19 protein-coding genes are annotated in these 22972 nt (G+C 72.3%); 11 read left to right on the top strand and 8 right to left on the bottom strand.

Going from position 1 to position 22972, the window contains the following annotated elements:
- Positions 1–60 precede the first annotated feature (60 nt).
- Positions 61–831 carry a sulfite exporter TauE/SafE family protein gene (locus ACFXJ8_RS33545; RefSeq protein ID WP_379648009.1) on the top strand — a complete coding sequence of 257 codons (771 nt, stop codon included), beginning with the start codon at positions 61–63 and terminating at the stop codon, positions 829–831.
- Here the strand turns inward: ACFXJ8_RS33545 and hemE are convergent.
- Positions 820–1848: a uroporphyrinogen decarboxylase gene (gene hemE, locus ACFXJ8_RS33540; RefSeq protein ID WP_379648008.1), complete on the bottom strand. Its 1029-nt coding sequence runs from the start codon at positions 1846–1848 to the stop codon at positions 820–822. The genes ACFXJ8_RS33545 and hemE overlap by 12 nt on opposite strands.
- A gap of 488 nt (positions 1849–2336) precedes the next feature.
- Here hemE and ACFXJ8_RS33535 point away from each other — a divergent pair, with 488 nt between their 5' ends.
- From ACFXJ8_RS33535 to ACFXJ8_RS33515, 5 genes are all read left to right on the top strand, one after another.
- The gene (locus ACFXJ8_RS33535; RefSeq protein ID WP_379648007.1) at positions 2337–2930 is read left to right on the top strand and encodes a DUF3000 domain-containing protein; all 594 of its coding nucleotides are present in this window, start codon (positions 2337–2339) and stop codon (positions 2928–2930) included.
- Positions 2927–4198, top strand: coding sequence for a ribonuclease D (locus ACFXJ8_RS33530; protein ID WP_379648006.1), 1272 nt, complete (start codon positions 2927–2929; stop codon positions 4196–4198). The genes ACFXJ8_RS33535 and ACFXJ8_RS33530 overlap by 4 nt, the downstream gene beginning before the upstream one ends.
- 68 nt (positions 4199–4266) lie before the next feature.
- Positions 4267–5406, top strand: a complete 1140-nt coding sequence (locus ACFXJ8_RS33525) for a Gfo/Idh/MocA family protein (RefSeq protein WP_379648005.1) — start codon at positions 4267–4269, stop codon at positions 5404–5406.
- A complete protein-coding gene (locus ACFXJ8_RS33520; protein WP_379648004.1) occupies positions 5403–6566 on the top strand; it encodes a dihydrodipicolinate synthase family protein in 1164 nt (387 codons plus the stop codon). The genes ACFXJ8_RS33525 and ACFXJ8_RS33520 overlap by 4 nt, the downstream gene beginning before the upstream one ends.
- The gene (locus ACFXJ8_RS33515; protein ID WP_379648003.1) at positions 6563–7405 is read left to right on the top strand and encodes a sugar phosphate isomerase/epimerase family protein; all 843 of its coding nucleotides are present in this window, start codon (positions 6563–6565) and stop codon (positions 7403–7405) included. Before ACFXJ8_RS33520 ends, ACFXJ8_RS33515 begins: the two co-directional genes overlap by 4 nt.
- A gap of 39 nt (positions 7406–7444) precedes the next feature.
- Here the strand turns inward: ACFXJ8_RS33515 and ACFXJ8_RS33510 are convergent, their stop codons facing one another.
- A complete protein-coding gene (locus ACFXJ8_RS33510) occupies positions 7445–10282 on the bottom strand; it encodes a PEP/pyruvate-binding domain-containing protein (RefSeq protein ID WP_379648002.1) in 2838 nt (945 codons plus the stop codon).
- Between the two features lie 212 nt (positions 10283–10494).
- Positions 10495–11124: a TetR/AcrR family transcriptional regulator gene (locus ACFXJ8_RS33505; RefSeq protein ID WP_379648001.1), complete on the bottom strand. Its 630-nt coding sequence runs from the start codon at positions 11122–11124 to the stop codon at positions 10495–10497.
- A 101-nt stretch (positions 11125–11225) separates the two neighbouring features.
- Here ACFXJ8_RS33505 and ACFXJ8_RS33500 point away from each other — a divergent pair, with 101 nt between their 5' ends.
- Positions 11226–12182, top strand: coding sequence for an oxidoreductase (locus ACFXJ8_RS33500; protein ID WP_379648000.1), 957 nt, complete (start codon positions 11226–11228; stop codon positions 12180–12182).
- Between the two features lie 22 nt (positions 12183–12204).
- Here ACFXJ8_RS33500 and ACFXJ8_RS33495 read toward each other — a convergent pair whose 3' ends face one another.
- The 5 genes from ACFXJ8_RS33495 to ACFXJ8_RS33475 all read right to left on the bottom strand — a co-directional run bounded on the left by ACFXJ8_RS33495 (position 12205) and on the right by ACFXJ8_RS33475 (position 18528).
- On the bottom strand, positions 12205–12993 hold the full coding sequence (locus tag ACFXJ8_RS33495; protein ID WP_379647999.1) for a sugar phosphate isomerase/epimerase family protein: 789 nt from the start codon (positions 12991–12993) through the stop codon (positions 12205–12207).
- Positions 12994–13009: 16 nt separating this feature from the next.
- On the bottom strand, positions 13010–14338 hold the full coding sequence (locus ACFXJ8_RS33490) for a substrate-binding domain-containing protein (RefSeq protein ID WP_379647998.1): 1329 nt from the start codon (positions 14336–14338) through the stop codon (positions 13010–13012).
- Positions 14339–14675: 337 nt separating this feature from the next.
- Positions 14676–15653: a hypothetical protein gene (locus ACFXJ8_RS33485; protein ID WP_379647997.1), complete on the bottom strand. Its 978-nt coding sequence runs from the start codon at positions 15651–15653 to the stop codon at positions 14676–14678.
- Between the two features lie 72 nt (positions 15654–15725).
- A complete protein-coding gene (locus tag ACFXJ8_RS33480) occupies positions 15726–17126 on the bottom strand; it encodes an FAD-dependent monooxygenase (protein ID WP_379647996.1) in 1401 nt (466 codons plus the stop codon).
- A gap of 13 nt (positions 17127–17139) precedes the next feature.
- Positions 17140–18528 (bottom strand): MFS transporter, encoded by a 1389-nt coding sequence (locus ACFXJ8_RS33475; protein ID WP_379647995.1) that lies wholly within the window; start codon positions 18526–18528, stop codon positions 17140–17142.
- A 95-nt stretch (positions 18529–18623) separates the two neighbouring features.
- On the opposite strand from ACFXJ8_RS33475, the gene ACFXJ8_RS33470 reads away from it, so the two are divergent.
- Genes ACFXJ8_RS33470 through ACFXJ8_RS33455 form a run of 4 tightly spaced genes read left to right on the top strand, consistent with a single transcriptional unit; the run spans position 18624 to position 22969 of the window.
- On the top strand, positions 18624–18938 hold the full coding sequence (locus tag ACFXJ8_RS33470; protein ID WP_379647994.1) for an ArsR/SmtB family transcription factor: 315 nt from the start codon (positions 18624–18626) through the stop codon (positions 18936–18938).
- Positions 18939–18974: 36 nt separating this feature from the next.
- Positions 18975–19688: a hypothetical protein gene (locus ACFXJ8_RS33465; RefSeq protein WP_379647993.1), complete on the top strand. Its 714-nt coding sequence runs from the start codon at positions 18975–18977 to the stop codon at positions 19686–19688.
- 39 nt (positions 19689–19727) lie between these two features.
- Positions 19728–20912 (top strand): thiolase family protein, encoded by a 1185-nt coding sequence (locus ACFXJ8_RS33460; RefSeq protein ID WP_379647992.1) that lies wholly within the window; start codon positions 19728–19730, stop codon positions 20910–20912.
- Positions 20909–22969, top strand: coding sequence for a 3-hydroxyacyl-CoA dehydrogenase NAD-binding domain-containing protein (locus ACFXJ8_RS33455; protein ID WP_379647991.1), 2061 nt, complete (start codon positions 20909–20911; stop codon positions 22967–22969). The genes ACFXJ8_RS33460 and ACFXJ8_RS33455 overlap by 4 nt, the downstream gene beginning before the upstream one ends.
- Positions 22970–22972: the final 3 nt, after the last annotated feature.

Genomic DNA, 22972 nt, shown 5'->3' with positions numbered 1-22972 from the left:
CGCTCGCCCAACGGCCACCTGGGATCTTCCTGACGGGGCCATGATCATGGGGGAACACGGGTGGAGATCGAGCTGATCCTGTTGCTGCTCGCGGTCGCGCTGGCGGCGGGCTGGGTGGACGCGGTCGTGGGCGGCGGGGGGCTGGTCCAGCTGCCCGTGCTGCTGCTGGCACTGCCCACTGCGTCGCCGCCCGCGGTGCTGGCCACCGACAAGTTGTCGTCCATCTCGGGCACGGCGGTGTCGGCGGTGGGCTTCGCGAAGAACGTCCGCCTGGAGGCGCGGGTCGCGGTGCCCGCGACGGCGCTGGCGGTCGCGCTCTCAGCCGCGGGCGCGCTCACCGCGGGACTCCTGCCCTCCGCGGTGTTCAGGCCGTTCGTGCTGGTGATGCTGGCGCTGGTGGCGGTGCTGGTGATCGCCCGGCCGAGCCTGGGCACGCGGGAGCGGCGGCGGCCGAGGGGGCGGCGCAGCGTCGTGGCCGCCGTCGTGCTGGCCGGGGTGGTCCTGCCGTTCTACAACGGCCTGGTCGGCCCCGGCACCGGCGCGCTGATCCTCATCACGCTCACCGCGCTGCTCGGGCTGGACTTCGTGATGGGCTCGGCGACGGCGAAGGTCGTCAACGTCGGCGCCAACCTGGGCGCGCTGGTGGTCTTCGCGGCGCACGGGCAGGTGTTCTGGCTGCTGGGGCTGGCGATGGCGGCCTGCAACGTGCTCGGCGCCCGGCTCGGCACCCGTACGGCGCTGCGCAGGGGCGCCGCCTTCATCAGGGCGACGCTGCTGTGCGTGGTCGCCGCCCTGATCGTGAAGCTGAGCCTGGACCAGCTACGCCTCTGAGGCGAAGGAGTGGACCAAGTCGGTGAGCCTGCGCAGCTGGTCGGGGTCGGTCGAGGGCAGCACCCCATGGCCGAGGTTGAACACGTGGCCCTCGGCGGCGCGCCCGCGTTCGAGGATCTGCCTGGCCTTGCGCTCGACGGCCTCCCACGGGGCCAGCAGGATGGCGGGGTCGAGGTTGCCCTGCAGCGCCTTGCCCGGGCCGACGCGGCGGGCCGCCTCGTCGAGCGGCACCCGCCAGTCGACGCCTACGACGTCGGGCCCGGCCTCGCCGAGCACGCCGAGCAGCTCGCCGGTGCCCACGCCGAAGTGGATGCGCGGCACCTCGGGCACCGCCGCGAAGATCCGCTCGGTGTACGGCATGACGAACTCGCGGTAGTCGTCGGGCGCGACCGCCCCCACCCACGAGTCGAACAGCTGGATGGCCGAGGCGCCCGCCCTGATCTGGACCTTGAGGTGCTCGGTCACGATGCCGGTCAGCCGGTCCATGAGCGCATGCCACAGCGCGGGCTCGCCGTACATCATGGCCTTGGTGTGGTCGTGGTTCTTGGACGGCCCGCCCTCGATCAGGTAGGAGGCGAGCGTGAAGGGCGCTCCGGCGAACCCGATGAGCGGGGTGCCGCCCAGCTCGCCCACCAGCGCCCCGATCGACTCGGTGACGTACGGCACGTCGTCAGGCTCCAGCGGGCGCAGCACCTCGAGGCCCGCGTGGTCGCGGATCGGGTCGGCGATGACCGGCCCGACGCCCGGCTTGATGTCGAGGTCGACGCCGATGGCCCTGAGCGGCACGACGATGTCGCTGAAGAAGATGGCCGCGTCGACGCCGTAGCGGCGGACCGGCTGCATGGTGATCTCGACGATCAGCTCGGGCCGCTCGCAGGCGGTCAGCATGGGCACGCCCTCGCGCACCTTGAGGTACTCGGGCAGGGACCGCCCGGCCTGACGCATGTACCACACGGGGGTGTGCGGGACGGGCTGGCGGCGGCAGGCGCGCAGGAAGGCGGAGTCGTCGAGATTCACCGTTCAAGGGTCCCACGCGCAGGTGGCGGTCGCTCCACCGGCGCTATTCGGAAACATACGCACGCCACGGCTAAAGTCACGATCAGGAGTCGAAGTAGAGGTTTAGAGCACTTCATCCCTTTAGCGCGGGCGCGCCGTGCGGACCGGGCCCCGTCACCGACGTCGTCCGGGTACAGTTCTTGTCACGGTCACCCCGAAATCCCCTCTCGACTGGACCAAATGTTTGCCAATCCACCGCGCGTCATCGAATGCCGCCCCACTTTCAGGACACGCCGAGCGCGTTGCGCGGAATTGTCAGCGCGGCATGCCAACGTCGGAGCCACGTCCCGAAGAAAGGCTCCGTACCGATGACCGCGTTGTGGAGTTCCCCCGAGCGCCGCAGTGAGCAGGCTTGCCAGGCCCCGCGCCCGCTGATGGTCGCGGCTTGATCGGCCCCGATGAGCACCCCCGTGGTCCCCATGCGACCCTCCTCGACCTACGCTTCGGCTATGACCATCGGTGACGCGCCACCGGCCCCCGCCGCTTTCCGGCGGGCGGTCGAGAGCCTGCGCGCGGCCGAGGTCAGGCCGGAGATCGAGCTGGAGGACCTGCCCGCCCCCCAGCGGCTGGCGCCGTTCTCGGCGGCCATCGGCGCGTCGGTCTATCGTGAAGACGAAGAGCTGGCGGTGGGCAGGCTGATCCTGCTGTTCGACCCCGAGGGGCAGCGCGGCTGGGAGGGGCAGTTCCGCCTGGTCGCCTACGTCAGGGCCGACATGGAGCCGGAGATCACCTCCGATCCGCTGCTGGGTCCCGTCGTGTGGAGCTGGCTGACCGAGGCGCTCGACTCCCGTGAGGCGGGCTACCGCGCGGCGGGTGGCACGGTGACCCGCGCCGTCTCCGAGGGGTTCGGCGACAAGGCCGACGAGCCCGTCTCCACCGAGCTGGAGCTGCGGGCCTCGTGGTCTCCCGCCGAGGAGGATCTGTCTGGCCATGTCGCCGCCTGGTGCGATCTGATGTGCCTGGCGGCCGGCATTCCACCGCTACCACCTGACGTGGCCACGATGCCGCGCCGACGCGAAGATCCGGAGTCCACCAGGCCGTGACCGAACGCAGTGAGACCAGCAGGGCCGCAGGAGGAGACCTCCAGAGCGAGGCGAACACCGTCGTCCCCCTTCTCGAGCCGCGGGAGGGGATCCCGCCCGTCATCGCCTCGCAGGAGGAGCTGACCCGGGTGGTCGAGAAGTTCGCCCAGGGCAGCGGCCCCGTGGCGGTCGACGCCGAGCGCGCCTCTGGCTACCGCTACGGCGGCAGGGCCTATCTGGTGCAGTTGCGCCGCGAGGGCGCCGGCAGCGCGCTGATCGACCCGATCGCCTGCCCCGACCTGTCGGAGCTCGACGCGGCCGTGGCCGACGCCGAGATCGTGCTGCACGCCGCCTCTCAGGACCTGCCGTGCCTGGCCGAGATCGGGTTCAGGCCGCGGCGGATGTTCGACACGGAGCTGGCGGGCAGGCTCCTCGGCTACGAGCGGGTGGGGCTCGGCACGATGGTCGAGACCGTGCTCGGGCTGCGCCTGGAGAAGGGGCACTCGGCGGCCGACTGGTCGACCAGGCCGCTGCCGGAAGACTGGCTGCGCTACGCGGCGCTCGACGTCGAGGTGCTGGTCGAGCTGCGTGACGTGCTCCACGACGAGCTGGCCGACAGCGGGAAGCTGGAGTGGGCGCGCGAGGAGTTCGCCACGGTGCTCGCCACGCCGCCGCCCGCGCCGCGCTCCGACCCGTGGCGGCGCACCTCCGGCATCCACAAGGTGCGCAACGTCAGGTCGCTGGCGATCGTGCGCGAGCTGTGGACCATGCGCGACCAGATCGCCCGCGACGGCGACATCGCGCCCGGCAGGGTGCTGCCCGACGCGGCCATCATCACCGCGGCGCTGGAGATGCCGCGCACCAAGAAGGCGCTGACCGACATCACCGCCTTCACCGGGCGGGCCGCCCGCCGCCACATGGCGGCCTGGCTCGACGCCGTGCACCGCGCCCGCACGCTGCCCGACTCCGACCTGCCGGCGCCGAGCACGCCGGGCGACGGCCCGCCCCCCGCCAACCGCTGGCCCGACCGCGATCCGGCCGCCGCCAAGCGGCTGGCCGCGGCCCGCTCGGTGGTGGCCGCGCTGGCCGACGAGCACCGCATGCCGACGGAGAACCTCCTGCAGCCCGACGCGGTGCGCAGGCTCACCTGGGAACCGCCCGCCGAGATCTCCGAGGGCTCGGTCGTCGAGCGGCTGCGCTCGCTGGGCGCCCGTGAGTGGCAGCTCGGCCTCGTGGGCCGCCCGCTGGCCAAGGCGCTCGACCGCCTCGAGACCAAGGGCGAAGTCTAAGCCGCTTGACGGCCTGGCTCTCGCCGCCGTACGGTCATTTGGAAAGCGCTTTCCTGAGGAGTGGTCACATGAGCGTGCGCACGATCAGTGTCGCGATGAACGGCGTCACCGGCCGGATGGGCTACCGCCAGCACCTGGTCAGGTCGGTCCTGGCCATCAACGAGCAGGGCGGCGTGACCCTCTCCGACGGCGGCAGGGTCATGCTGCGGCCGATCCTCGTGGGCCGCAGCGAGGCCAAGCTGGCCGACCTCGCCGCCAGGCACGGCATCGCCGACTACACCACCGACCTCGACGCGGCGATCGAGCAGGCCGACGTCTACTTCGACGCCCAGATCACGCAGGCGCGCGTCAAGGCGGTGCTGAAGGCGATCGAGGCGGGCAAACACGTCTACGCCGAAAAGCCCACCGCCGAGTCCTACGACGAGGCCGTGGCGCTCGCCGAGGCCGCCAGGGCCAAGGGCGTCAAGAACGGCGTCGTGCAGGACAAGCTGTTCCTGCCGGGCCTGCTCAAGCTGAAGCGGCTGATCGACGGCGGCTTCTTCGGCAAGATCCTCTCGGTGCGCGGCGAGTTCGGCTACTGGGTGTTTGAGGGCGACTGGCAGAGCGCCCAGCGGCCCTCGTGGAACTACCGGGCCCAGGACGGCGGCGGCATCATCCTCGACATGTTCCCGCACTGGCACTACGTGCTGGAGAACCTGTTCGGCGAGGTCGAATCGGTCTACGCCAAGGCCGTCACGCACATCCCGACCAGGGTCGACGAGCAGGGCCGGCCGTACGAGGCGACGGCCGACGACGCCGCCTACGGCATCTTCGAGCTGGCCGGCGGCGTCATCGCGCAGATCAACTCCTCCTGGACGGTCCGCGTCAACCGCGACGAGCTGGTGGAGTTCCAGGTCGACGGCACGCACGGCAGCGCCGTCGCGGGCCTGCGCAACTGCCGCGTCCAGAGCCGCGCCACCACCCCCAAGCCGGTCTGGAACCCCGACCTGCCCGTCACCGCGCGCTTCCGCGACGACTGGCAGGAGGTGCCTGACAACGCCGACTTCGACAACGGCTTCAAGATCCAGTGGGAGCTGTTCGTCAGGCACGTCATGGAGGACGCGCCCTTCCCCTACGACTTCGCCTCGGGCGCGCGCGGCGTACGGCTGGCCGAGCTCGGCCTGCGCAGCTCGGCCGAGGGCCGCAGGATCGCGATGGAGGAGCTGTGAGGATCGAGCTGCCCGGCGGCCCCTACACGCTGAGCGACCCGGTCACCTGGCCGGCCGTCGACGGGCCCGCCACGAGCCGCGTCGTCTACGCGGCGGCGCACGTGGTCGCCGACCCGATGGGCGACAACACGCCCGGCTCCCCCGCCGCGGTCGACTGGGACGCCACCCTGCGTTTCCGCAGGCACCTGTGGTCGTACGGCCTGCGCGTCGCCGATGCCATGGACACCGCCCAGCGCAACATGGGCCTGGACTGGGCGGCCACCCGCGAGCTGATCAGGCGCAGCGCCGCCGAGGCCCGCTCCTTCGGCGACCCCGCCGACCTGGTGGCCTGCGGCGCGGGCACCGACCACGCGCCCGGCGCCGACACGCTCGACGCGATCACCGCCGCCTACACCGAGCAGATCGAGACCGTGCAGGCCGCGGGCGCGGGCGTGATCGTGATGGCCTCGCGCCAGCTCGCCCGCCTCGCCACGGGACCGGCCGACTACCACCGTGTGTACGGCAAGCTGTTCGCGGTCGCCGACCGGCCGGTCGTCCTGCACTGGCTGGGCGAGATGTTCGACCCGCAGCTGGCCGGATACTGGGGCTCGCGCGAGGTGGCCAGGGCCACCGAGTCGTTCCTCGAGCTCGTCCACGCCCACGCCCCGATGGTCGACGGCGTCAAGGTGTCGCTCCTGGACGAGGCGCACGAGGTGGCGCTGCGCGCCGCCCTGCCCGAGGGGGTCAGGCTCTACACCGGCGACGACTTCAACTACCCGTCGCTGATCAGGACGGGCTCGCACGCGCTGCTGGGCATCTTCGACGCGATCGCCCCCGCGGCGGCCGCCGCCCTGCAGGTGCTCGACTCCGCCGAGGCCGCCTGCACCCCCGAGGCACGTAACCGGCTGCTGGCCCACTACGACGAGATCCTCGCGCCGACCGTGCCGCTGTCGCGCAAGATCTTCGAGACGCCGACGTACAACTACAAGACCGGCATCGTCTTCCTGGCCTGGCTCAACGGCCACCAGGACGCCTTCGCCATGGTCAACGGCGCCCAGGCGGCCAGGTCGCTGCCCCACCTGTGCGAGGTGTTCACGCTGGCCGACCGGGCCGGGCTGCTGGCCGACCAGGAGCTGGCCGTACGGCGGATGCGGGCGCTGCTGGCGGTGAACGGGCTGTGAGGCTGTCTCTCAACCAGTGGACCACCAAGCGGTGGACGGTGGCCGAGGCCGTCGAGGGCTGCGTACGGCATGGCGTGGAGGCCATCGGCCTGTGGCGGCAGGAGGTGGCGGCGCAGGGGCTGGCCGAGACGGTCAAGCTCGTCGGCGACGCGGGCCTGCGGGTGTCGTCGCTGTGCAGGGGCGGCTTCCTGACCGACGGCTCGGCCGAGGCCATGGCCGACAACCGGCGGGCCGTCGACGAGGCGGCCGAGCTGGGCGCGGCCTGCCTGGTGATGGTCGTCGGCGGCCTGCCGGGCGTCCCGGCGGGTCAGCCGCCAGCCGAGGGGTTCTCCCGTGATCTGGCGGGGGCGCGGGAGCGGGTGGCCGAGGCGCTGACCGTGCTGGCCCCCTACGCGGGCGAGCGTGGGGTACGGCTGGCGCTGGAGCCGCTGCACCCGATGTACTGCGCGGACCGGGCGGTGCTGTCCACGCTGGGCCAGGCGCTCGACCTGGCCGAGCCGTACCCGCCGGAGCTGGTGGGGGTCGTGGTCGACACCTTCCACGTGTGGTGGGATCCGGCGGTGTACGAGCAGATCGCCCGAGCGGGGGCGCGGATCGCCTCCTACCAGGTGTGCGACTTCCTGCAGCCGCTGCCCGCGGACGTGCTGCTGGGCAGGGGGATGATGGGCGACGGGGTGATCGACTTCGCGCCGATCACCAGGGCGGTGCGGGCGGCGGGGTACGACGGCGACGTGGAGGTGGAGATCTTCAACGCCGACGTGTGGGCCGCCGACCCCGACGCCGTGGTGGCCACGATGAAGGAGCGCTTCGCCTCGCTCATCACGGCCACCGTCTCCTGACCATCACTCGTCTCCTGACCATCACTCGTCTCCTGACCGTCACTCGGCTCCTGACCGCCACTCGGCGATCGAGATGACGCCCGCCGAGCCGTCCACGGTGATCGTCTGCCCGGTGACGATCTCGTGGGTGGCGTCGGCAACGCCGACCACCGCGGGGATCCCGTACTCCCTGGCCACCACCGCGCCGTGCGACATCGAGCCGCCCATCTCCATCACCAGCCCGCCCGCCGTCAGGAACAGCGGCGTCCAGCCGGGGTCGGTGGAGGGCGCCACGAGGATCTCGCCGGGCTCCAGGTGCGCGCCGACCGGGTCGAGCACCACCCTGGCGGGCCCGGTGACGGTGCCCGCCGAGGCGGGGGTGCCGGTCAGCGCGCCCTCCTCGGCCGCCGCCCTGACGGCGAGCGCCTCGGGCTCGGTGCCGTCGGACAGCAGCACCCTGGGCACGTGGCGGCGGCGCACCTCCTGCTCGTAGGCCGCCCGCCGCTCGGCCACCAACGCGCCGAGGTACCCGCCGCCGAGCGCCGCGCGGGTCTCGCGGAAGTCGAGGAAGTAGACGTCGTCGGCGGTGTCGAGGACGCCCTTGGCCACCAGTTCCTCCCCCACGACGCGCATGCTGCGCCGTACCGCGGCGAGGACTTCCACCATGTAGTACTTCGGCAGCTCGCGCAGGCCGCCGAACAGCCTGGTCCTGCGCAGCCCGAACGCCGCCAGCCGGCCGCGCCACCTGCCCCTGGCCGCCGCCATGGCGACGATCGTCCTGACCGCCCGCTCGGCCTCCTGCGCGCCCCTGGCGAACATCTCGTCGGGCGTCAGGTCGTCGCCGTCCAGCCGCAGGTAGTTGGCCAGCACGCCGAGGATGTGCGCGGGCTCGTCGGACCAGCGCGGCATGCCGAGGTCGATCTCGGCGACGCCGCGGTGGCCGTAGCGGGCCAGGAAGCGGTCGATTGCGCGCTGCGCCTTCAGCTCGCCGCGCGCGTAGCGGGCCGCCAGCTCGCCCACCCGCTGCGTTCTGAACGGTTCGGCCGCCTCGGGGTCGGCGCCGATCTCCGTGGCCAGCCGCCACAGTTCGAGGTCCATCTCGGTGGTGGGGTTGTTCGGCAGGCTGCGCAGGACGGCCTGCAACTGCTCCCCCTTCGCGCCCGACAGGCGGCCCGCCAGGCCGAAGCCCGCGTAGCCCACGACCGCGATCGGCATGATCGAGAAGATCGTCGGGAACGTGCCGCGCAGGCAGCGTTCGGCGTGGTCGAGCCGCTGCTCGGCGCTCGCGCCCTGGTCGATGCGCAGTCTGGCCTCGATCGCCTTGCCCAGCCGCCTGGTGTAGTCGAGCGCCGCCTGCGGTCTGGCCAGCGCGAGCGCCACCCGCTTGGGCGCGCCGACCCGCCTGGCGACGCGTGCCGCCGTACGGAGGAAGGGGCGCAGGGAGGTGGTGGTGAGCGAGAGCCGCGGATCCTCGGCGACCTGCTCGAACACCACGCCCGCGCGTGCCTCGCCGAACGCGAGCGCCCTGGGCAGGATCAGCCGTCCCGCCTTGCTGCGGACGGCGGCGGTGATGTCGAGGAACAGCCGCTGGCCGGCCTGGACCACGATCCCCGCCCCTGCCAGCGGGTCGGTCGGCGGGTGGCCCGCCATCGCCGCCGCTCCCCCGCTGATCACCTTGAACGCCGCCAGGCCCATCGGCGTGAACGGGCGCATCACGCCCTGCGCGACGTTGACGGAGAAGTAGACGCGCAGGCCGTCCCTGGCTGTCTCGTTCGTCTCGGGCAGGGGGTAGAGCGTGGTGATGGGCCTGGCCTGGGTGAGCCAGAGGACGTCGTCGGCGTCGATCGCCCACTCGGTGTCCTGCGGCGAGCCGTAGTGCTCCTCCACCCTGCGCCCGAGCGCGGCCAGGTCGCGCACCTGGTCGTCGGTGAGGCATGCCTGTTGCGCTTGTTGTGCATCGCGCATCTCGGAGCGCTCGGTGCGCTCGGTGGGCTCGGTGGGCTCGGTGCGCTCGGTGCTTTTGATACCCGCGGTGCCTTCGGTGTTCCCGGTACCTTCGGTGTGGCCGGCGCGTTCGGTGCCCCCGGTGCCTTCGGTGCGCCCGGTGTGCTCTGTGCGCTCGGTGCCGCCGCCCGGTAGGGGGCGGATCGAGACTCGCTTGTCGCCGATCCGGCGTTCGGTGATCTGTCCGGTCGCCGCGTCGACGACGAACCTGTCCGGGTTGACCGCTCCTGACACCACGGCCTCGCCCAGGCCGGGGGCGGCGTCGATGACGGCCTCGTGGCGGCGGCCCGTCACCGGGTTCGCCGTGAACATCACGCCCGCCACCTCGGCGTCCACCATCCGCTGCAGGACCACCGCGAGCCTGACCGCCGCGTGGTCGATGCCGTTGGAGGCCCGGTAGGCCACGGCTCTGTCGGTCCACAGCGAGGCCCAGCACCTGCGGACCGCGTCGCGCACCGCCTCGGGGCCGACGACGTTGAGGTAGGTGTCCTGCTGGCCGGCGAAGCTCGCGTACGGCAGGTCCTCGGCCGTCGCCGACGACCGCACGGCCACGGGCGCCCGGTCGCCGAGACGCGCGTAGGACTCGTCGACGGCCGCACGCACCTCGTCGGGAACGGGCGCGTCGAGCAGCAGCGCCCTGGCCCTGCCCGCCAGCCCGGCGAGTGCCGCGGTGTCCGTGGCGTCGGTGGTGGCGAGTTCGGCGATGACATCCTTGAGCGCGGTGCCCTCGGCGACCCGGTGGTAGGCCTCGGTGGTCAGACAGCATCCGGGAGGGACGGGCAGGCCCGCCGCGGTCAGTTCGCCCAGGTTGGCCGCCTTGCCGCCGACGTCGGCGAGCATGCCAGCGTCGATGACGGCGAACGGGAGTGCGAGCGGTTCGCGAGCGGTCGTCATCTGGCGTTCCCCTTGCCATCAGCGGTGCGTCTCATCCTGTTTGCCAGAAGTGTGCATCGCGGAGCGGGGTGAGGGAATGCCTATCCGGGAAAAAATTCATCAAGCGATGAACTTCTGTCCCGTCGGGGTGGCGCAGGGCGATCGCTCGGGGCCGGACCGTCGTGACGCGCTGCTGGAGCAGCCATCGGTCGGCATTCTCGGCATAGGCCTCCTCACCCGGTAGCCGACTCGCGGTCGCGCGCCGACCGTAGGGCGCCGGCGCGTGCGGCGGCGAGCGTGACGCGCACCGCCTGGTCGGCGGTCGCCTCGTCAACCGGTTCGGCGGTAATGAGCAGGCGCAGGTAGATCGGCGCGGCCAAGGTCTTCAACAGCTCGGCGGGCTCGGTGTCCCTGGGGAGTTCGCCGCGCGCGATGGCGCGCGTGACCACCGGTTCGGCTCTGGCGAGCCGGTCGTCGAACACGTGACGCCGGGCCGCGGCGATCTCCGGAAGACGGGACGCCCCCGTGACCATGGCGGCAAGGATGGCCTGCCCGGTCGGACTGGTGAACGCCTGGGCGAGCGAGCGCGCCAGCGCACGCAGGTCAGTCTCGACCGCTCCGGTGTCAGGGACGGGTATGTCCATCGCCATGTGCTCGGCCAGCGCGTCGGTGAGCAGGCTCTCTCGATCCTTCCACCGCCGGTACACCGTCGTCTTGTGGACTCCGGCACGCTGGGCGATGTTCTCGACGGTCAACGCGGCATACCCCTTGTCCACGAGCTCGGCGAGCGTGGCGGCGTGAACGGCAGCGCGTACTTTGGCGCCGCGGCCGACCGGCCTGCCGGTGGACTGCTCGGACTGCATTGCAACTCCAAGTTGCGATATTCGAAGGCGGCTGACAGGATCAATGTATCGCAACTCAGAGTTGCGATACATTGGTCTGCGTTCCCTTGAGGTGGTACATCATGCGCAACTCTCCACCCTGGATCCTCCCTGCCATCCCCGACCAGACCGGGCGCGTCGCCGTGGTGACCGGAGCCAACAGCGGCATCGGCTACGTCACCGCCCGCGAACTGGCCCGCCGTGGCGCGCACGTCGTGCTGGCCTGCCGCGACCTCGGACGCGGCAATGCCGCGCTCATCCGCATGCGGGGTGAGGTGCCTGGCGCCCGCCTGGAACTGCGCAGGGTGGACCTGGGCAGCCTGACCTCCATCCGGGAGTTCGCCGCCGGGTGGGACCGCGGCCGGCTCGATCTGCTGGTCAACAACGCCGGAGTGGCGATGGTTCCCTACGCCTTGACCACCGACGGGTTCGAGTCGCAGTTCGGCGTCAATCACCTGGGCACCTTCGCCCTGACCGGCCTGCTTCTGCCGCATCTGCTCGCCGCACCTGATCCGCGGGTGGTCACTGTCAGCAGCGAGGGCCAGCGCTTCGCCCGCTTCGACCTGGGCAACCTCAACGCCGAACGCAACTACCGGGCGGCGTTCGCCTACGTGCAGTCCAAGCGGGCCAACCTCTACTTCGCCATGGAACTGCAGCGCCGGGCCGACGCCGCCGGGCAGAAGCTACGCAGCATGGCCGTCGCACCCGGGCTCACCCGCACCAACGTGCTCACCGGCGGCGCCAACAGCGGCAGAGGACGGCTGTATGCGACCCTCACCCGCCTGCTGGTGCGCGTGGCCTTCCGGCCCACCCCGGAAGGGGCGAAGACCTCCCTGTACGCGGCGACCGTACCGGACCTGCCCGGGGGCAGCTACATCGTTCCCGACGGGTTGCTGCAACTGCGCGGGGAGCCCACCCGTCGCGGTCGTGAGCGCGCCATCCGCGACACCGCAACGGCCGCCGGCCTGTGGCAGCTGTCCGAGCGCCTTTCCGGCGTCACCTACGCCCTATCCGCCGCCACAGCGACACGCCTGCCGTAGCGCCGACAGGACGTCCTCGTTGTCAGGAGACGGGGCGAGCGGAATAGCGGGTGACCCAGTCGGCGGCGCCTGGCAGGATCTCCTCGACCGGGGCGACCTGCGGGTACCAGGTGCGCTCCCACTCCAGCGAGACCCACCCGTCGTAGCCGTGCGCGCGCAGGAGCTCGCCGGCCGCGTCCAACGGCACCGAGCCCGACCACAGGGGGACGGGGGTGGTGTCCGTCGCGGACACCGCGTCCTTCACCTGGACATAGGCCAGGTACGGCGCGAGCGCCGCGAGTGTCTCCTCCAGGGGTTCGCCGTGCCGCCACGGGTGGAGCAGGTCCCACAGCGCGACCGCCGCGTCGGGCCTGCCGGTCGCCGCCAGCAGTTCGGCGACAGCGGCACCCGTGGGCATCTTGTCGTGGGTCTCGACGAACACCCGGACGCCGAGCGACGCGGCGGTGTCGGCGACCGCCCGCAGGCGCCGGGAGCCGACCGCCGGGTCGCCGCCACGGGGGAAGACCCGCACGCCGGGCGCACCCAGGTCGGCGGCCAGCGTGAGGTCGGCCAGGAGGGCGTCCACGACGGAGGAGTCGGCGGGCTCGGGATCGCAGATGCCGACATATCCCGCCAGGCCGGCGATAGACAGCCCGGCGTCGGCGATCCGCTCGCGCACCGCCGCACGCTCGGCGGGCGACAGCCCGGCGTGCACCCCTGTGTCGGGATGCAGCCGCAGCTCCAGACCCTCGCAACCGGCCTTCGCCGCCACCTCGATCGCCGAGTCCAGGTTCAGTCCCGGCATTCCCAGTGTGCTGACCGCAAGCCTCATCCGTGTCTCCTCACGCCTACCCGTGTCTTCTTACGCTCTCCCGCAGCACGACCTCGCCGACGACCCGCTCCACGCGCCTCCCGACGTCACCGCCGGACACCTTGGCCGCTTCCGTTGCCGGTCCCGAGGCTGCTCTCGTGGCCGGGGCCACAGCCGATCTCGCGGCCGGTCCCATGATCGGCGCCCCGGCCGGTCCCACGGCCGATCCTGCGGTCGATCCCGAAGCGGGTCGCGTGTCCGGTCCCACGGCCGGTCCTGCGGTCGATCCTGTGGCCGGTACCGCAGTCGATCCCGAAGCCGGTCGCGTGTTCGATCCCGCGGCCGGGTCCGTTGTCAGTGCCGTGGCCGATATCGCGGTCGATTCCGAAGCCGGTCGCGTGTTCGATCCCGCGGCCGGATCCGTTGTCAATGCCGTGGCCGGTTCCGTGGTGAGTGCCATGGTCAGCGCCTTGGCGCCCATGTCGGCCAGCGGTAGCCGTACCGTGGTCAGGGCGGGGACGTGGTCGCGCAGGGTCGTGATGTCGTCGAACCCCGCCACCGACACGTCGTCGGGCACCCTGATCCCGCGTTCGCGGTAGGAGGCCAGCGCGCCGACCGCCATCACGTCGTTGACCGCGAACACGCACGTCGCCTCGCCCGTCTCGCGCGCGGCCGCGTAGCCGCCATCGCGGTCGAACGCCCCGTGGATCACCACGGGCTCCGGCAGGCCGAGGGCGGCCAGCGCCTCGACGAACCCCGCGCACCTGTCGGCGGCCGTCAGCAACCCCGGGGGCCCGGCCAGTACGGCGAAGCGGCTGTGGCCGAGCCCCGCCAGCGCGCGGGCCAGATCGGCCGCGCCCTCCCTGTTGGCCGGTGCGACGGTGTCGACGTCGAGCAGGTCCTGGCCGACGCAGGCGACCCTGCCGCCGTTGGCGCGGTAGCGGGCCAGCTCCTCGCGCAGCCGCCTGGTGACGTGGGGGTCGTCGACCCGCGAACCGGCCAGCAGCACCGCCCGCACCCGCTGGGCGTTGAGCGAGGCGACGTAGGCGATCTCCTGCTCGGGATCGCGGTGGGTGGCGCCGACCATGACGAGCAGGCCCTGCTCGGCCGCCACTCGCATGGCGCCGTCGGCCAGCGCGGCGAAGTAGGGGTCGGTGAGGTCGTGGACGACGATGCCGATGACGTTGCTGGCGCCCCTGGCGAGCGTCTGGGCGGCGAGGTTGGTGCGGTAGCCCAGCTCGGCCGCGGCCCGCTCGACCTTCGCGCGCAGGGAGGCGCCCACCTGGCGGGTGCTGCCGTTGAGCACGCGCGAGGCGGTGGCGAGAGAGACGCCAGCCTGTCTGGCGACGTCCTCGAGCGTGATCATGTCCCCTCCCGGAAAGCGATTTCCAGTCTGCCAGACCGACGGCCTTCGCGCGATCGTACGGCACCTACGCGACAGCCGCCCTCCCTCAGGGAAGGCGGCTGCGGACATGCAGGGCACCACTGTTGCCACTCAGGGAGACCGCGGGAAACGCCTTCTCGGCGAAGGCGGCTTCGGACGTCTGGGAACCGCCCTCACTCCGGGGAGACGGCGGCAATCACGCCCTCCGCAGACGCTTGAGATCCGCCCTCCCCGGGAAAGGCAGGCTGGGGACACGCTGGACCCACCGTCACCCAAGGGAGACGGCGGGAAACGCCCCCCGGGGAAGGCGGCTGAGGGCTCAGCCGAACAGCCAGTCCAGGAGGCCTCCTGGTTTCTTCTCCTCGGCGGGCTGCTGCGGAGGCTGGGCCGGCTGCTCCGTGGCGGGGGCGGGCGGCGCCTCGGTGCTGGCGGCGGGCGGGGCCTGCGTGGTGGTCGGCTCCGTCGCCGGTTCGTTCCCCTGGTTCCGTTCCTTGGTGCCCTCGTCGTTGAGCGTGCGAACCGGCTTGGAGGTGGGCTTGGTCGTGGGCGTGCCGATGCGCGTGGTGGTCGTGGGCCGCGGCGTCTCGGGCTGCTTGCTCTGCCGTACGCGGGCGACCGGCTCGGGCGTGGCGCTGACGGTCGCCGACGCCTCGGGCGTCGGGGAGGTGTCGGTGATCGGGTCGACGGCCGGCTCGGTCTCCGTCTCCTCGGCGGGCGTCTCGCTGACGGCGGGGGCCACCGAGCGGCTGGAGGCGCAGGTGCCGCCCGAGCACACGTCGCCACCCGAGCCGGTCAGCATCCAGCCGCCGGCGGCGCCCACCACCACGATGGCCGCCGCGCCCGCCAGCAGGAGCCTGGTACGCCTGCGCACCTCCCGCTGGGGGGCGTCGGTGTCCTCGGTCCAGCCCGAACCGAGGAAACCGCGAGGGGAGGAGTCACCGGGAGAGTCATAGCCCCGGTCGAGGGGCAGGTACTGCGCCTCGGTCTCCGGCACGTCCAGGGCGACGACAGGCGGCGCGTCCATGACCGTGACCAGGGGGATGTCATCCACCTCGGCGACGCCGGAGCCGGAGCCGGAGGTCACACCCGGGCCGGAGGAGACATCCGGGTCGAGGGCGTCCCCAGACGCAGGGACGGGGCCGGAGACAGGGCCGGAGACAGGGCCCGAGGCAGGGGCGGAGGTCTCCACCTCCGCGACGACGGCGGGCTGTTCGTCGGTCACGTCCGACTCGGGGGTCCAGCGGTCAGACAGCACGTCACCTGTCAGATCCGGGCTGTCGTTCTCGTCGCGCGCCACGGTGGAACCTCTCTAGTGCTCAAGATGATCGCGCACTTTCTAACAGACCGCACCACACTTTGTCCGGAAATTTCACAAGAACCAGCGATCGAGGGCTCCAGCCAGGGTCTCCTCCCCCGCCGCCGAGGGCCCCGCCGCCGAGGTCCACGCCACGTACCCGTCGGGCCTGATCAGCAGAGCCTCGTAGGGGCTGTCGGCCTTCCCGCTGACCACCTCGGCCCTGGCGCCGACGACCTTCACCAGGTCGTACCTGCCGTTCAGGTCGAGGAAGAGCGGCTGCCCCCTCCGCAGCAGCTCGACCAGCGTGACCGTCCCCGCGTCGGTGGCGATGGCCAGGTCGGGCGCCATCCATCCCGCGCCCGGCACGCCCACGTCGTAGACGGTGTCCACGCCGCTGATCATGCCGCTGAGGTAGGCGTTGACCTCCTCGAAGCGCATCAGCTCGGCGAACAGCTCCCGCAGCGGGTCCATGCGCGGATCGGGGTCGGCCAGCGCGTTCTGCGCCCTGACGTTCCACAGCACCCTGGCGGCCACGGGGTGCCGTTCGGCGTGGTAGGTGTCGAGCAGGCCGTCCGGGGCCCTGCCCTGCACCTGCGCGGCCAGCTTCCAGCCCAGGTTGAAGGCGTCCTCCAGCCCGGTGTTGAGCCCCTGACCGCCCCAGGGGAAGTGCATGTGGGCGGCGTCGCCCGCCAGCAGCACTCGGCCGCTGCGGTAGGTCTGCGCCTGCAGCGACGCGTCGCCGTACCTGGTCAGGTTGCGCGGCTCGCTCATCGGGATCGGGAAGCCGGCGATGTGCTCGGCCGCCTCTCGCAGTTCCTCCAGGGTGACCGGGGCGCTCTTGTCGGCGTGCGGCCCCCGGTAGTCGTAGGTGGTGATCCGGCCGCCGGGCCAGACCAGGAGCCAGCCGCGAGGGGTGCGGTGGTAGCCGCCGGGCAGGCCGGGCGGCAGCCGTACCTCTCCCATGAGGGCGGCCACGCGGGCGCCCATGCCGACGAACGGGATGCCGGCCGCCTTGCGGACGGCGCTGCGGGCGCCGTCCGCGCCGACCACGTAGCGGGCCTCGACGCCGTTGGACAGCCGCACGTGGCCGTCGTGCTGGACCAGGCCGGTGACCTCCTGCCCGCGCAGGATCGTCGCGCCGAGCGCCTCCGCACGCTCGGCGAAGACGTGCTCGGCCCACGCCGAGGGGCTGCCCATGATGGAGGGTCCGTCCCCGGCGACCGCGCCGAGGTCGAGCCCGAACATCCCGGAGAAGTGGAACCTGACGCTCCCCCAGGTGGGGTGGCCGACCTCGGTCAGCAGCCCCCGCCGGTCGAGGCTCTGCGCGGTGCGGGCGTGCAGGGTGCCCGCCTTCGACTCGGTCAGCGGTACGGCACGCCGCTCGAGCACGACCACGCTGACCTGCTGGAGGGCGAGTTCGGCGGCGAGCAGCATGCCCACGGGCCCGCCCCCGACGACGGCGACATCGAACATGGTGAAGCTCCTGTCAAGAAACGAGCGCGGGCTGCGGTTCGGCGTCCACGCGCTTGCCGGCGAAGGTGAGGGAGACGGCCGAGCCGAGCAGCATGCCGCCCGCGGCGACCAGGACGGCCGTGCTCAGGCCTTCCGCGAGGGCCGCGCCCGTGGCCTCGCCGACACCACCCACCGCGACGAGTACGGCCAGGCCGATGGCCGAGCCGACCTGCAGCGCGGTGGAGGCCATGCCCGAGGCGACGCCCTGCTGGTGGGGGGCGACGCCGGTGGCGGCGGCGATCCACATGCCGGTCCAGGTGAGGCCCTGGCTCACGCCCATGACCACGATGCCGGGCAGCAGCGCCCAGTAGCCGCCCGCGCCGAGGCCGAGCGCGAGCGCCGCGGTGCCGGCCGCGCCGCCGATAGTGCCGAGGAGCAGGGTGGCCCGCATCCCGGCTCGACCGGCCAGCCGCCCGCCGAGCTGGGTGCCCAGCGCGATCAGCAGGGCCGGGACCAGGAAGGCGAGGCCGGTGGTCACGACGCCGTGGCCGAGGACGGTCTGGAAGTAGACGGTCAGGAAGTACGGCAGCGCGTTGAAGGTGCCGCCGAAGACGAGGATGACCACGACGGCCGAGCTCAGGCTGCGGTTGCCGAACAGGCGCAGCGGCATGAGCGGGTCGGCGCCGGCCCGCTCGACGGCGACGAAGGCGGCCAGCAGCACGACGGCCAGGACGAGGCTCACCAGGACGGGCGCGGCCGTCCAGCCACTCTCCGGGCCCTGGATGAGGGCGAAGGCCAGCAGGCTCACGCCCGCGGTGGCCAGCACCGCGCCCGGCAGGTCGAGGCGGCGGCCGCGCTCGGCGGGCGCGTCGGCGGGGATCAGCGCGTAGGCGGCGGCGATGGCGACCCCGGCCAGCGGGACGTTCACGTAGAAGACCGCCTCCCAGCCGAACGCGCCGGTCAGCAGGCCGCCGAGCAGCGAGCCGAGGGCCAGCCCGCTGGCTCCGGCGCCGCTCCACACCGCCAGCGCCGTGTTGCGTGCTCTGCCCTCCTCGAACAGGGTGTTGACCAGGGCGAGCGTCGCAGGGAAGAGCAGCGCGCCGCCCAGGCCCTGCACGGCCCTGATCACGACGAGCACGCCGGGTCCGGTGGCCAGGCCCGCCGCCAGCGAGGAGAGCGCGAACAGGGCCAGCGCGGCGACGAACATCCTGCGGCGGCCCATCAGGTCGGCCAGCCGCCCGCCGAGGAGCAGGAAGCCGCCGTAGGCGACGGCGTAGGCGCTGGAGACCCATTGCAGGCTCTGCGCGGAGAATCCGAGGTCGGCGCCGATGTCGGGCAGTGCCACGACCACGATGAAGTAGTCGAGGGAGGTGATGAGCTGGGAGAGCGCCAGCAAAGCCAGCGTCCAACGGGTGTGCGGCATGAGATCCTTCAACCGTCCGGGAATGACGAACAGTACGTGATCCTCGTACAGTCGGACGGTCTGCGTCAAGTTCGACAGTTCCGTACAATGGTTGGATGATGGCGCTTCACCCCACGAGGGAGCAGATCCAGCTCATCGAGGTCCTGGCCGCGCTCGGCCATCCGGTGCGGGCCCAGATCGTCCGCACACTCTGGGCGCAGGGCCCCGACACGGAGATGTTCTGCGGCTCCGTCCTGCCCGACGTGCCCAAGTCCACCCTCACCAACCACTGGCGGGTGCTGCGGGAGGCCGGGGTGATCCACCAGCGGCCCGAGGGGCGCAAGCTGTTCATCACGCTGCGCGCGCAGGATCTGGACGCCCGCTTCCCCGGTCTGCTCGACCTGGTGGTCCAGGAATCCGCCGCGATGTGAACGAATCCGGAGCCATCGCCGACGAAGATGGCCCGCATGGCCACCACCTCCCTTCCGAACCCAGGCCCCCTTCCTGGCGCTGCGGCGCTTCTCAGCCTGCGCGCCCGCGCGAGGTCGGCGCGGCGCTTCGCCCTGATCGCGCTCACCGCCGCGATCGCCGCGCAGGCCGCTACGCAACTGCTGGCCGAACGGGCGCCGACCAGGGAGGGCACGCGGCCCCTGGCCTGGCTGGCGCTGGCGGTCTTCGCGCTGGCCGTTCCCGCGCTCGTGGCGACGCAGGCGATCTGGGCGTCACGGGCGCGCCGGGCGCGCGAACGCGAGCGGGCCCTCTACGGCCACCCCTCCGGCGGCGCGCGCCACGCGGCCTGCCGGCTCGGCATGGCGGGCGGCTGGCTGGTGACGCTGCTGCTCGGCTTCACCGTGCCGCGGCTGTTCGAGGAGTCGGCGCTGTACGGCACGGCCGAGTCGCTGGCCGCCGCGCTCGAGGTCGTGGCGCTGGCCGGCCTCGCCGTGGGGGTGCTCTTCACGATGTGGTGGACGCGTGAGGCGCTGGCGAGCCGTACCCGATCACCACACGACCCGTGGGACCCGGGCCGCGTAGCGACGAAGGGACCGGCCGCGTGGGCGGGGGCGGCGGTGGCGACGGCGGCGCTGGTCGCGGCGCGCGCCCACCTGTGGGAGCCGGCCACCTGGCTCGTATGCGCGCTGCTGGTGGCCACCCTCGTCCCAGTTGTAGTTACTCGCGAGTAGCATAGGGGCCGATCCAGTCCTGCAACGAGGAGCGAATCCGTGCCTTCCTCTCGTGACGTCGTTTTCGTCGACGGCGTACGCACGCCGTTCGGCAAGTCGGGGCCGAAGGGCCTGTACGCGGAGACCCGAGCCGACGACCTGGTCGTCCGCGTCATCCGCGAGCTGATGAGGCGCAACCCTGAGCTGCCGCCCGAGCGGGTGGACGAGGTCGCGATCGCGGCCACCACCCAGATCGGCGACCAGGGCCTGACCATCGGGCGCTCGGCCGCGGTGCTGGCGGGGCTGCCCAAGAGCGTGCCCGGCTACGCCATCGACCGCATGTGCGCGGGCGCCATGACCGCGGTGACCACGGTCGCCGGCGGCATCGCCTTCGGCGCCTACGACGTGGCCATCGCGGGCGGCGTCGAGCACATGGGCCGCCACCCGATGGGCGAGGGCGTCGACCCCAACCCGAGGTTCCTGTCAGAGAAGCTGGTCGACGGCAGCGCGCTGGTCATGGGCATGACCGCGGAGAACCTGCACGACCGCTACCCCACCATCAGCAAGCAGCGGGCGGACGCCTACGCCGCCCTCTCGCAGGAGAAGGTCGCCAAGGCCTACGCCGACGGCAAGATCCAGCCCGACCTGGTCCCCACGGCCGTCAGGACCGCCGAGAAGGGCTGGGGCCTGGCGGTGGCCGACGAGGCCCCGCGTCCCGGCACCACCGTCGAGGGCCTGGCCGGGCTCAAGACCCCCTTCCGCGCGCACGGCCGCGTCAGCGCGGGCAACTCCTCCGGCATCAACGACGGCGCGACCGGCTGCCTGGTGGCCGCCGCCGACGTGGCCGCCGAGCTGGGCCTGTCGCCGAAGATGCGCCTGGTCTCCTACGCCTTCGCGGGCGTCGACCCCGAGGTCATGGGCGTGGGCCCGATCCCGTCGACCGAGCGGGCGCTGCGCCTGGCGGGCCTGTCCATCGAGGACATCGGCCTGTTCGAGATCAACGAGGCGTTCGCCGTCCAGGTGCTCGCCTTCCTCGAGCACTTCGGGATCGCCGACGACGACCCCAGGGTCAACCCCTACGGCGGCGCCATCGCCTTCGGCCACCCGCTGGCCTCCTCGGGCGTGCGGCTGATGACGCAGCTGGCCCGCCAGTTCGGCGAGCGGCCCGACGTTCGGTACGGCATCACCACCATGTGCGTCGGCATGGGCATGGGCGGCACGGTCATTTGGGAGAACCTGGCATGAGCGACCTGTTCCACGATGAGGTAGTCACCAAGGCTCTGGTGCGCGACGTCGAGCTGCCCCATGGCGCGGGCACGATGGCGCTGATCACCCTGGACAACGGGTTCGACCACACCAAGCCCAACACCTTCGGCCCGGGCGGGCTGGGGCTGCTGAACGAGGCGATCGACGCCATCGCGGCCAGGAGCGACCTGGCGGCCGTCGGCGTCACCGGCAAGCCGTTCATCTTCGCCGTCGGCGCCGACCTCAAGGGCGCGGCGCTGGTGCGCGCCCGCGAGGAGGCGCTGGAGATCGGCAGGCTCGGCCACGACGTCTTCCGCCGTCTCGGCGAGCTCGACGTCCCGTCGTTCGCGTTCGTCAACGGCGCGGCCATGGGCGGCGGCCTGGAGATCGCGCTGCACTGCACCTACCGGACGATCTCCTCAGGCGTGCCCGCCGTGGCGCTGCCCGAGTGCTTCCTCGGCCTGGTGCCGGGGTGGGGCGGCACGCAGCTGCTGCCGCGCCTGATCGGCCCGGCCAAGGCGATCAAGCTGATCATCGAGAACCCGCTGTCCCAGAACCGCATGATCAAGGGCAGGGACGCGTTCGCCCTCGGCGTCGCCGACGCGATGTTCGAGCCGGCCGACTTCCTGGAGGAGTCGCTGCGCTGGGCCGCCCAGGTGCTGACCGGTTCGGTCACCGTCGAGCGGCCAGCGATCGAGGAGGACTGGGACAAGGCCGTCGCCGACGCCCGCTTCCTGGTCGACATGAAGCTGCGCGGCGCGGCCCCGGCCCCCTACCGGGCGCTCGACCTCATCGCCGCGGCCAAGGACGCCACCCGCGACGCCGGGTTCGCCGCCGAGGACGAGGCGCTGGCCGACCTGCTGATGGGCGACGAACTGCGCGCCGGGCTCTACGCCTTCGACCTGGTGCAGCGCCGGGCCAAGCGGCCCGCGGGCGCGCCCGACAAGGCGCTGGCCCGCAAGGTCACCAAGGTCGGCGTGGTCGGCGCCGGGCTGATGGCGTCGCAGATGGCGCTGCTGTTCGCCCGCCGCCTCGAGGTGCCCGTCGTGCTGACCGACCTCGACCAGGCGCGCCTGGACAAGGGCGTCGGCTACGTCCACGCCGAGGTCGACAAGCTGCTGTCCAAGGGCAGGGTCAGCCAGGACCAGGCCAACAGGCTCAAGGCGCTGGTGACCGGGTCGCTGACCAAGGACGCCTTCGCCGACGCCGACTTCGTCATCGAGGCCGTCTTCGAGGACATGGGCGTCAAGAAGAAGGCCTTCGCCGAGGTCGAGGAGCACGTCTCGGCCGAGTGCGTGCTGGCCACCAACACCTCCTCGCTCTCGCTCAGCGAGATGGGCGCGCAGCTGCGCCACCCCGAGCGGCTGGTCGGCTTCCACTTCTTCAACCCGGTCGCCGTCATGCCGCTGCTGGAGATCATCAAGGGCGACTCGACCGACGACGCGACGCTGGCGACGGCGTTCTCGGTGGGCAGGTCGCTGAAGAAGTCGGCGGTGCTGGTCAAGGACGCGCCCGCGTTCGTCGTCAACCGGCTGCTGACCAGGTTCATGGGCGAGGTCATCGCGGCCGTCGACGAGGGCACGCCGCTCGAGGTGGCCGAGCACTCGCTCGACGACCTGGGCCTGCCGATGACGCCGTTCGCGCTGCTGCAGCTCGTCGGGCCCGCCGTCGGCCACCACGTCTCGGAGACCCTGCACGCGGCCTACCCGTCGCGGTTCGGGGTTTCGGAGAACATGGCCAAGCTGGTCGCCTCGGGCAAGCCCGGCGTCTACGCCCCCGACTTCTCCCTCGACGCCGAGGCCGTGGCGCTGTTCGCGGGCGGCACCTCGCCCTCGACGGCCGAGCAGGTTCGCGAGCGGGTGCTGAAGGCGCTGGCCGAGGAGATCCGCCTCATGCTGGACGAGGGCGTCGTCGCCGCCGCGCAGGACATCGACCTGTGCATGATCCTCGGCGCGGGCTGGCCGTTCCACCTGGGCGGCATCACGCCGTACCTGGACAGGGCGGGCGTGTCCGCGCCGCGCTTCCTCGAGCCCGGGGTGGCGTCCGTCCCCGCCTGACCT

This window comes from Nonomuraea sp. NPDC059194, assembly GCF_042754765.1.
In the GTDB taxonomy this organism is placed as follows: Bacteria; Actinomycetota; Actinomycetes; order Streptosporangiales; family Streptosporangiaceae; genus Nonomuraea.
Note: the sequence above shows the minus strand (reverse complement) of the source record. Positions and strands in the feature narration are given on the sequence as shown.

Bases quoted from the DNA above. Each gene is read 5' to 3' on its own strand.
- ACFXJ8_RS33535 (WP_379648007.1), top strand. From the start codon at position 2,337: ATGACCATCGGTGACGCGCCACCGGCCCCCGCCGCTTTCCGGCGGGCG.
- ACFXJ8_RS33525 (WP_379648005.1), top strand. From the start codon at position 4,267: ATGAGCGTGCGCACGATCAGTGTCGCGATGAACGGCGTCACCGGCCGG.
- ACFXJ8_RS33510 (WP_379648002.1), bottom strand. From the start codon at position 10,282: ATGACGACCGCTCGCGAACCGCTCGCACTCCCGTTCGCCGTCATCGAC.
- ACFXJ8_RS33505 (WP_379648001.1), bottom strand. From the start codon at position 11,124: ATGCAGTCCGAGCAGTCCACCGGCAGGCCGGTCGGCCGCGGCGCCAAA.
- ACFXJ8_RS33500 (WP_379648000.1), top strand. From the start codon at position 11,226: ATGCGCAACTCTCCACCCTGGATCCTCCCTGCCATCCCCGACCAGACC.
- ACFXJ8_RS33495 (WP_379647999.1), bottom strand. From the start codon at position 12,993: ATGAGGCTTGCGGTCAGCACACTGGGAATGCCGGGACTGAACCTGGAC.
- ACFXJ8_RS33490 (WP_379647998.1), bottom strand. From the start codon at position 14,338: ATGATCACGCTCGAGGACGTCGCCAGACAGGCTGGCGTCTCTCTCGCC.
- ACFXJ8_RS33480 (WP_379647996.1), bottom strand. From the start codon at position 17,126: ATGTTCGATGTCGCCGTCGTCGGGGGCGGGCCCGTGGGCATGCTGCTC.
- ACFXJ8_RS33475 (WP_379647995.1), bottom strand. From the start codon at position 18,528: ATGCCGCACACCCGTTGGACGCTGGCTTTGCTGGCGCTCTCCCAGCTC.
- ACFXJ8_RS33470 (WP_379647994.1), top strand. From the start codon at position 18,624: ATGATGGCGCTTCACCCCACGAGGGAGCAGATCCAGCTCATCGAGGTC.
- ACFXJ8_RS33465 (WP_379647993.1), top strand. From the start codon at position 18,975: ATGGCCACCACCTCCCTTCCGAACCCAGGCCCCCTTCCTGGCGCTGCG.
- ACFXJ8_RS33455 (WP_379647991.1), top strand. From the start codon at position 20,909: ATGAGCGACCTGTTCCACGATGAGGTAGTCACCAAGGCTCTGGTGCGC.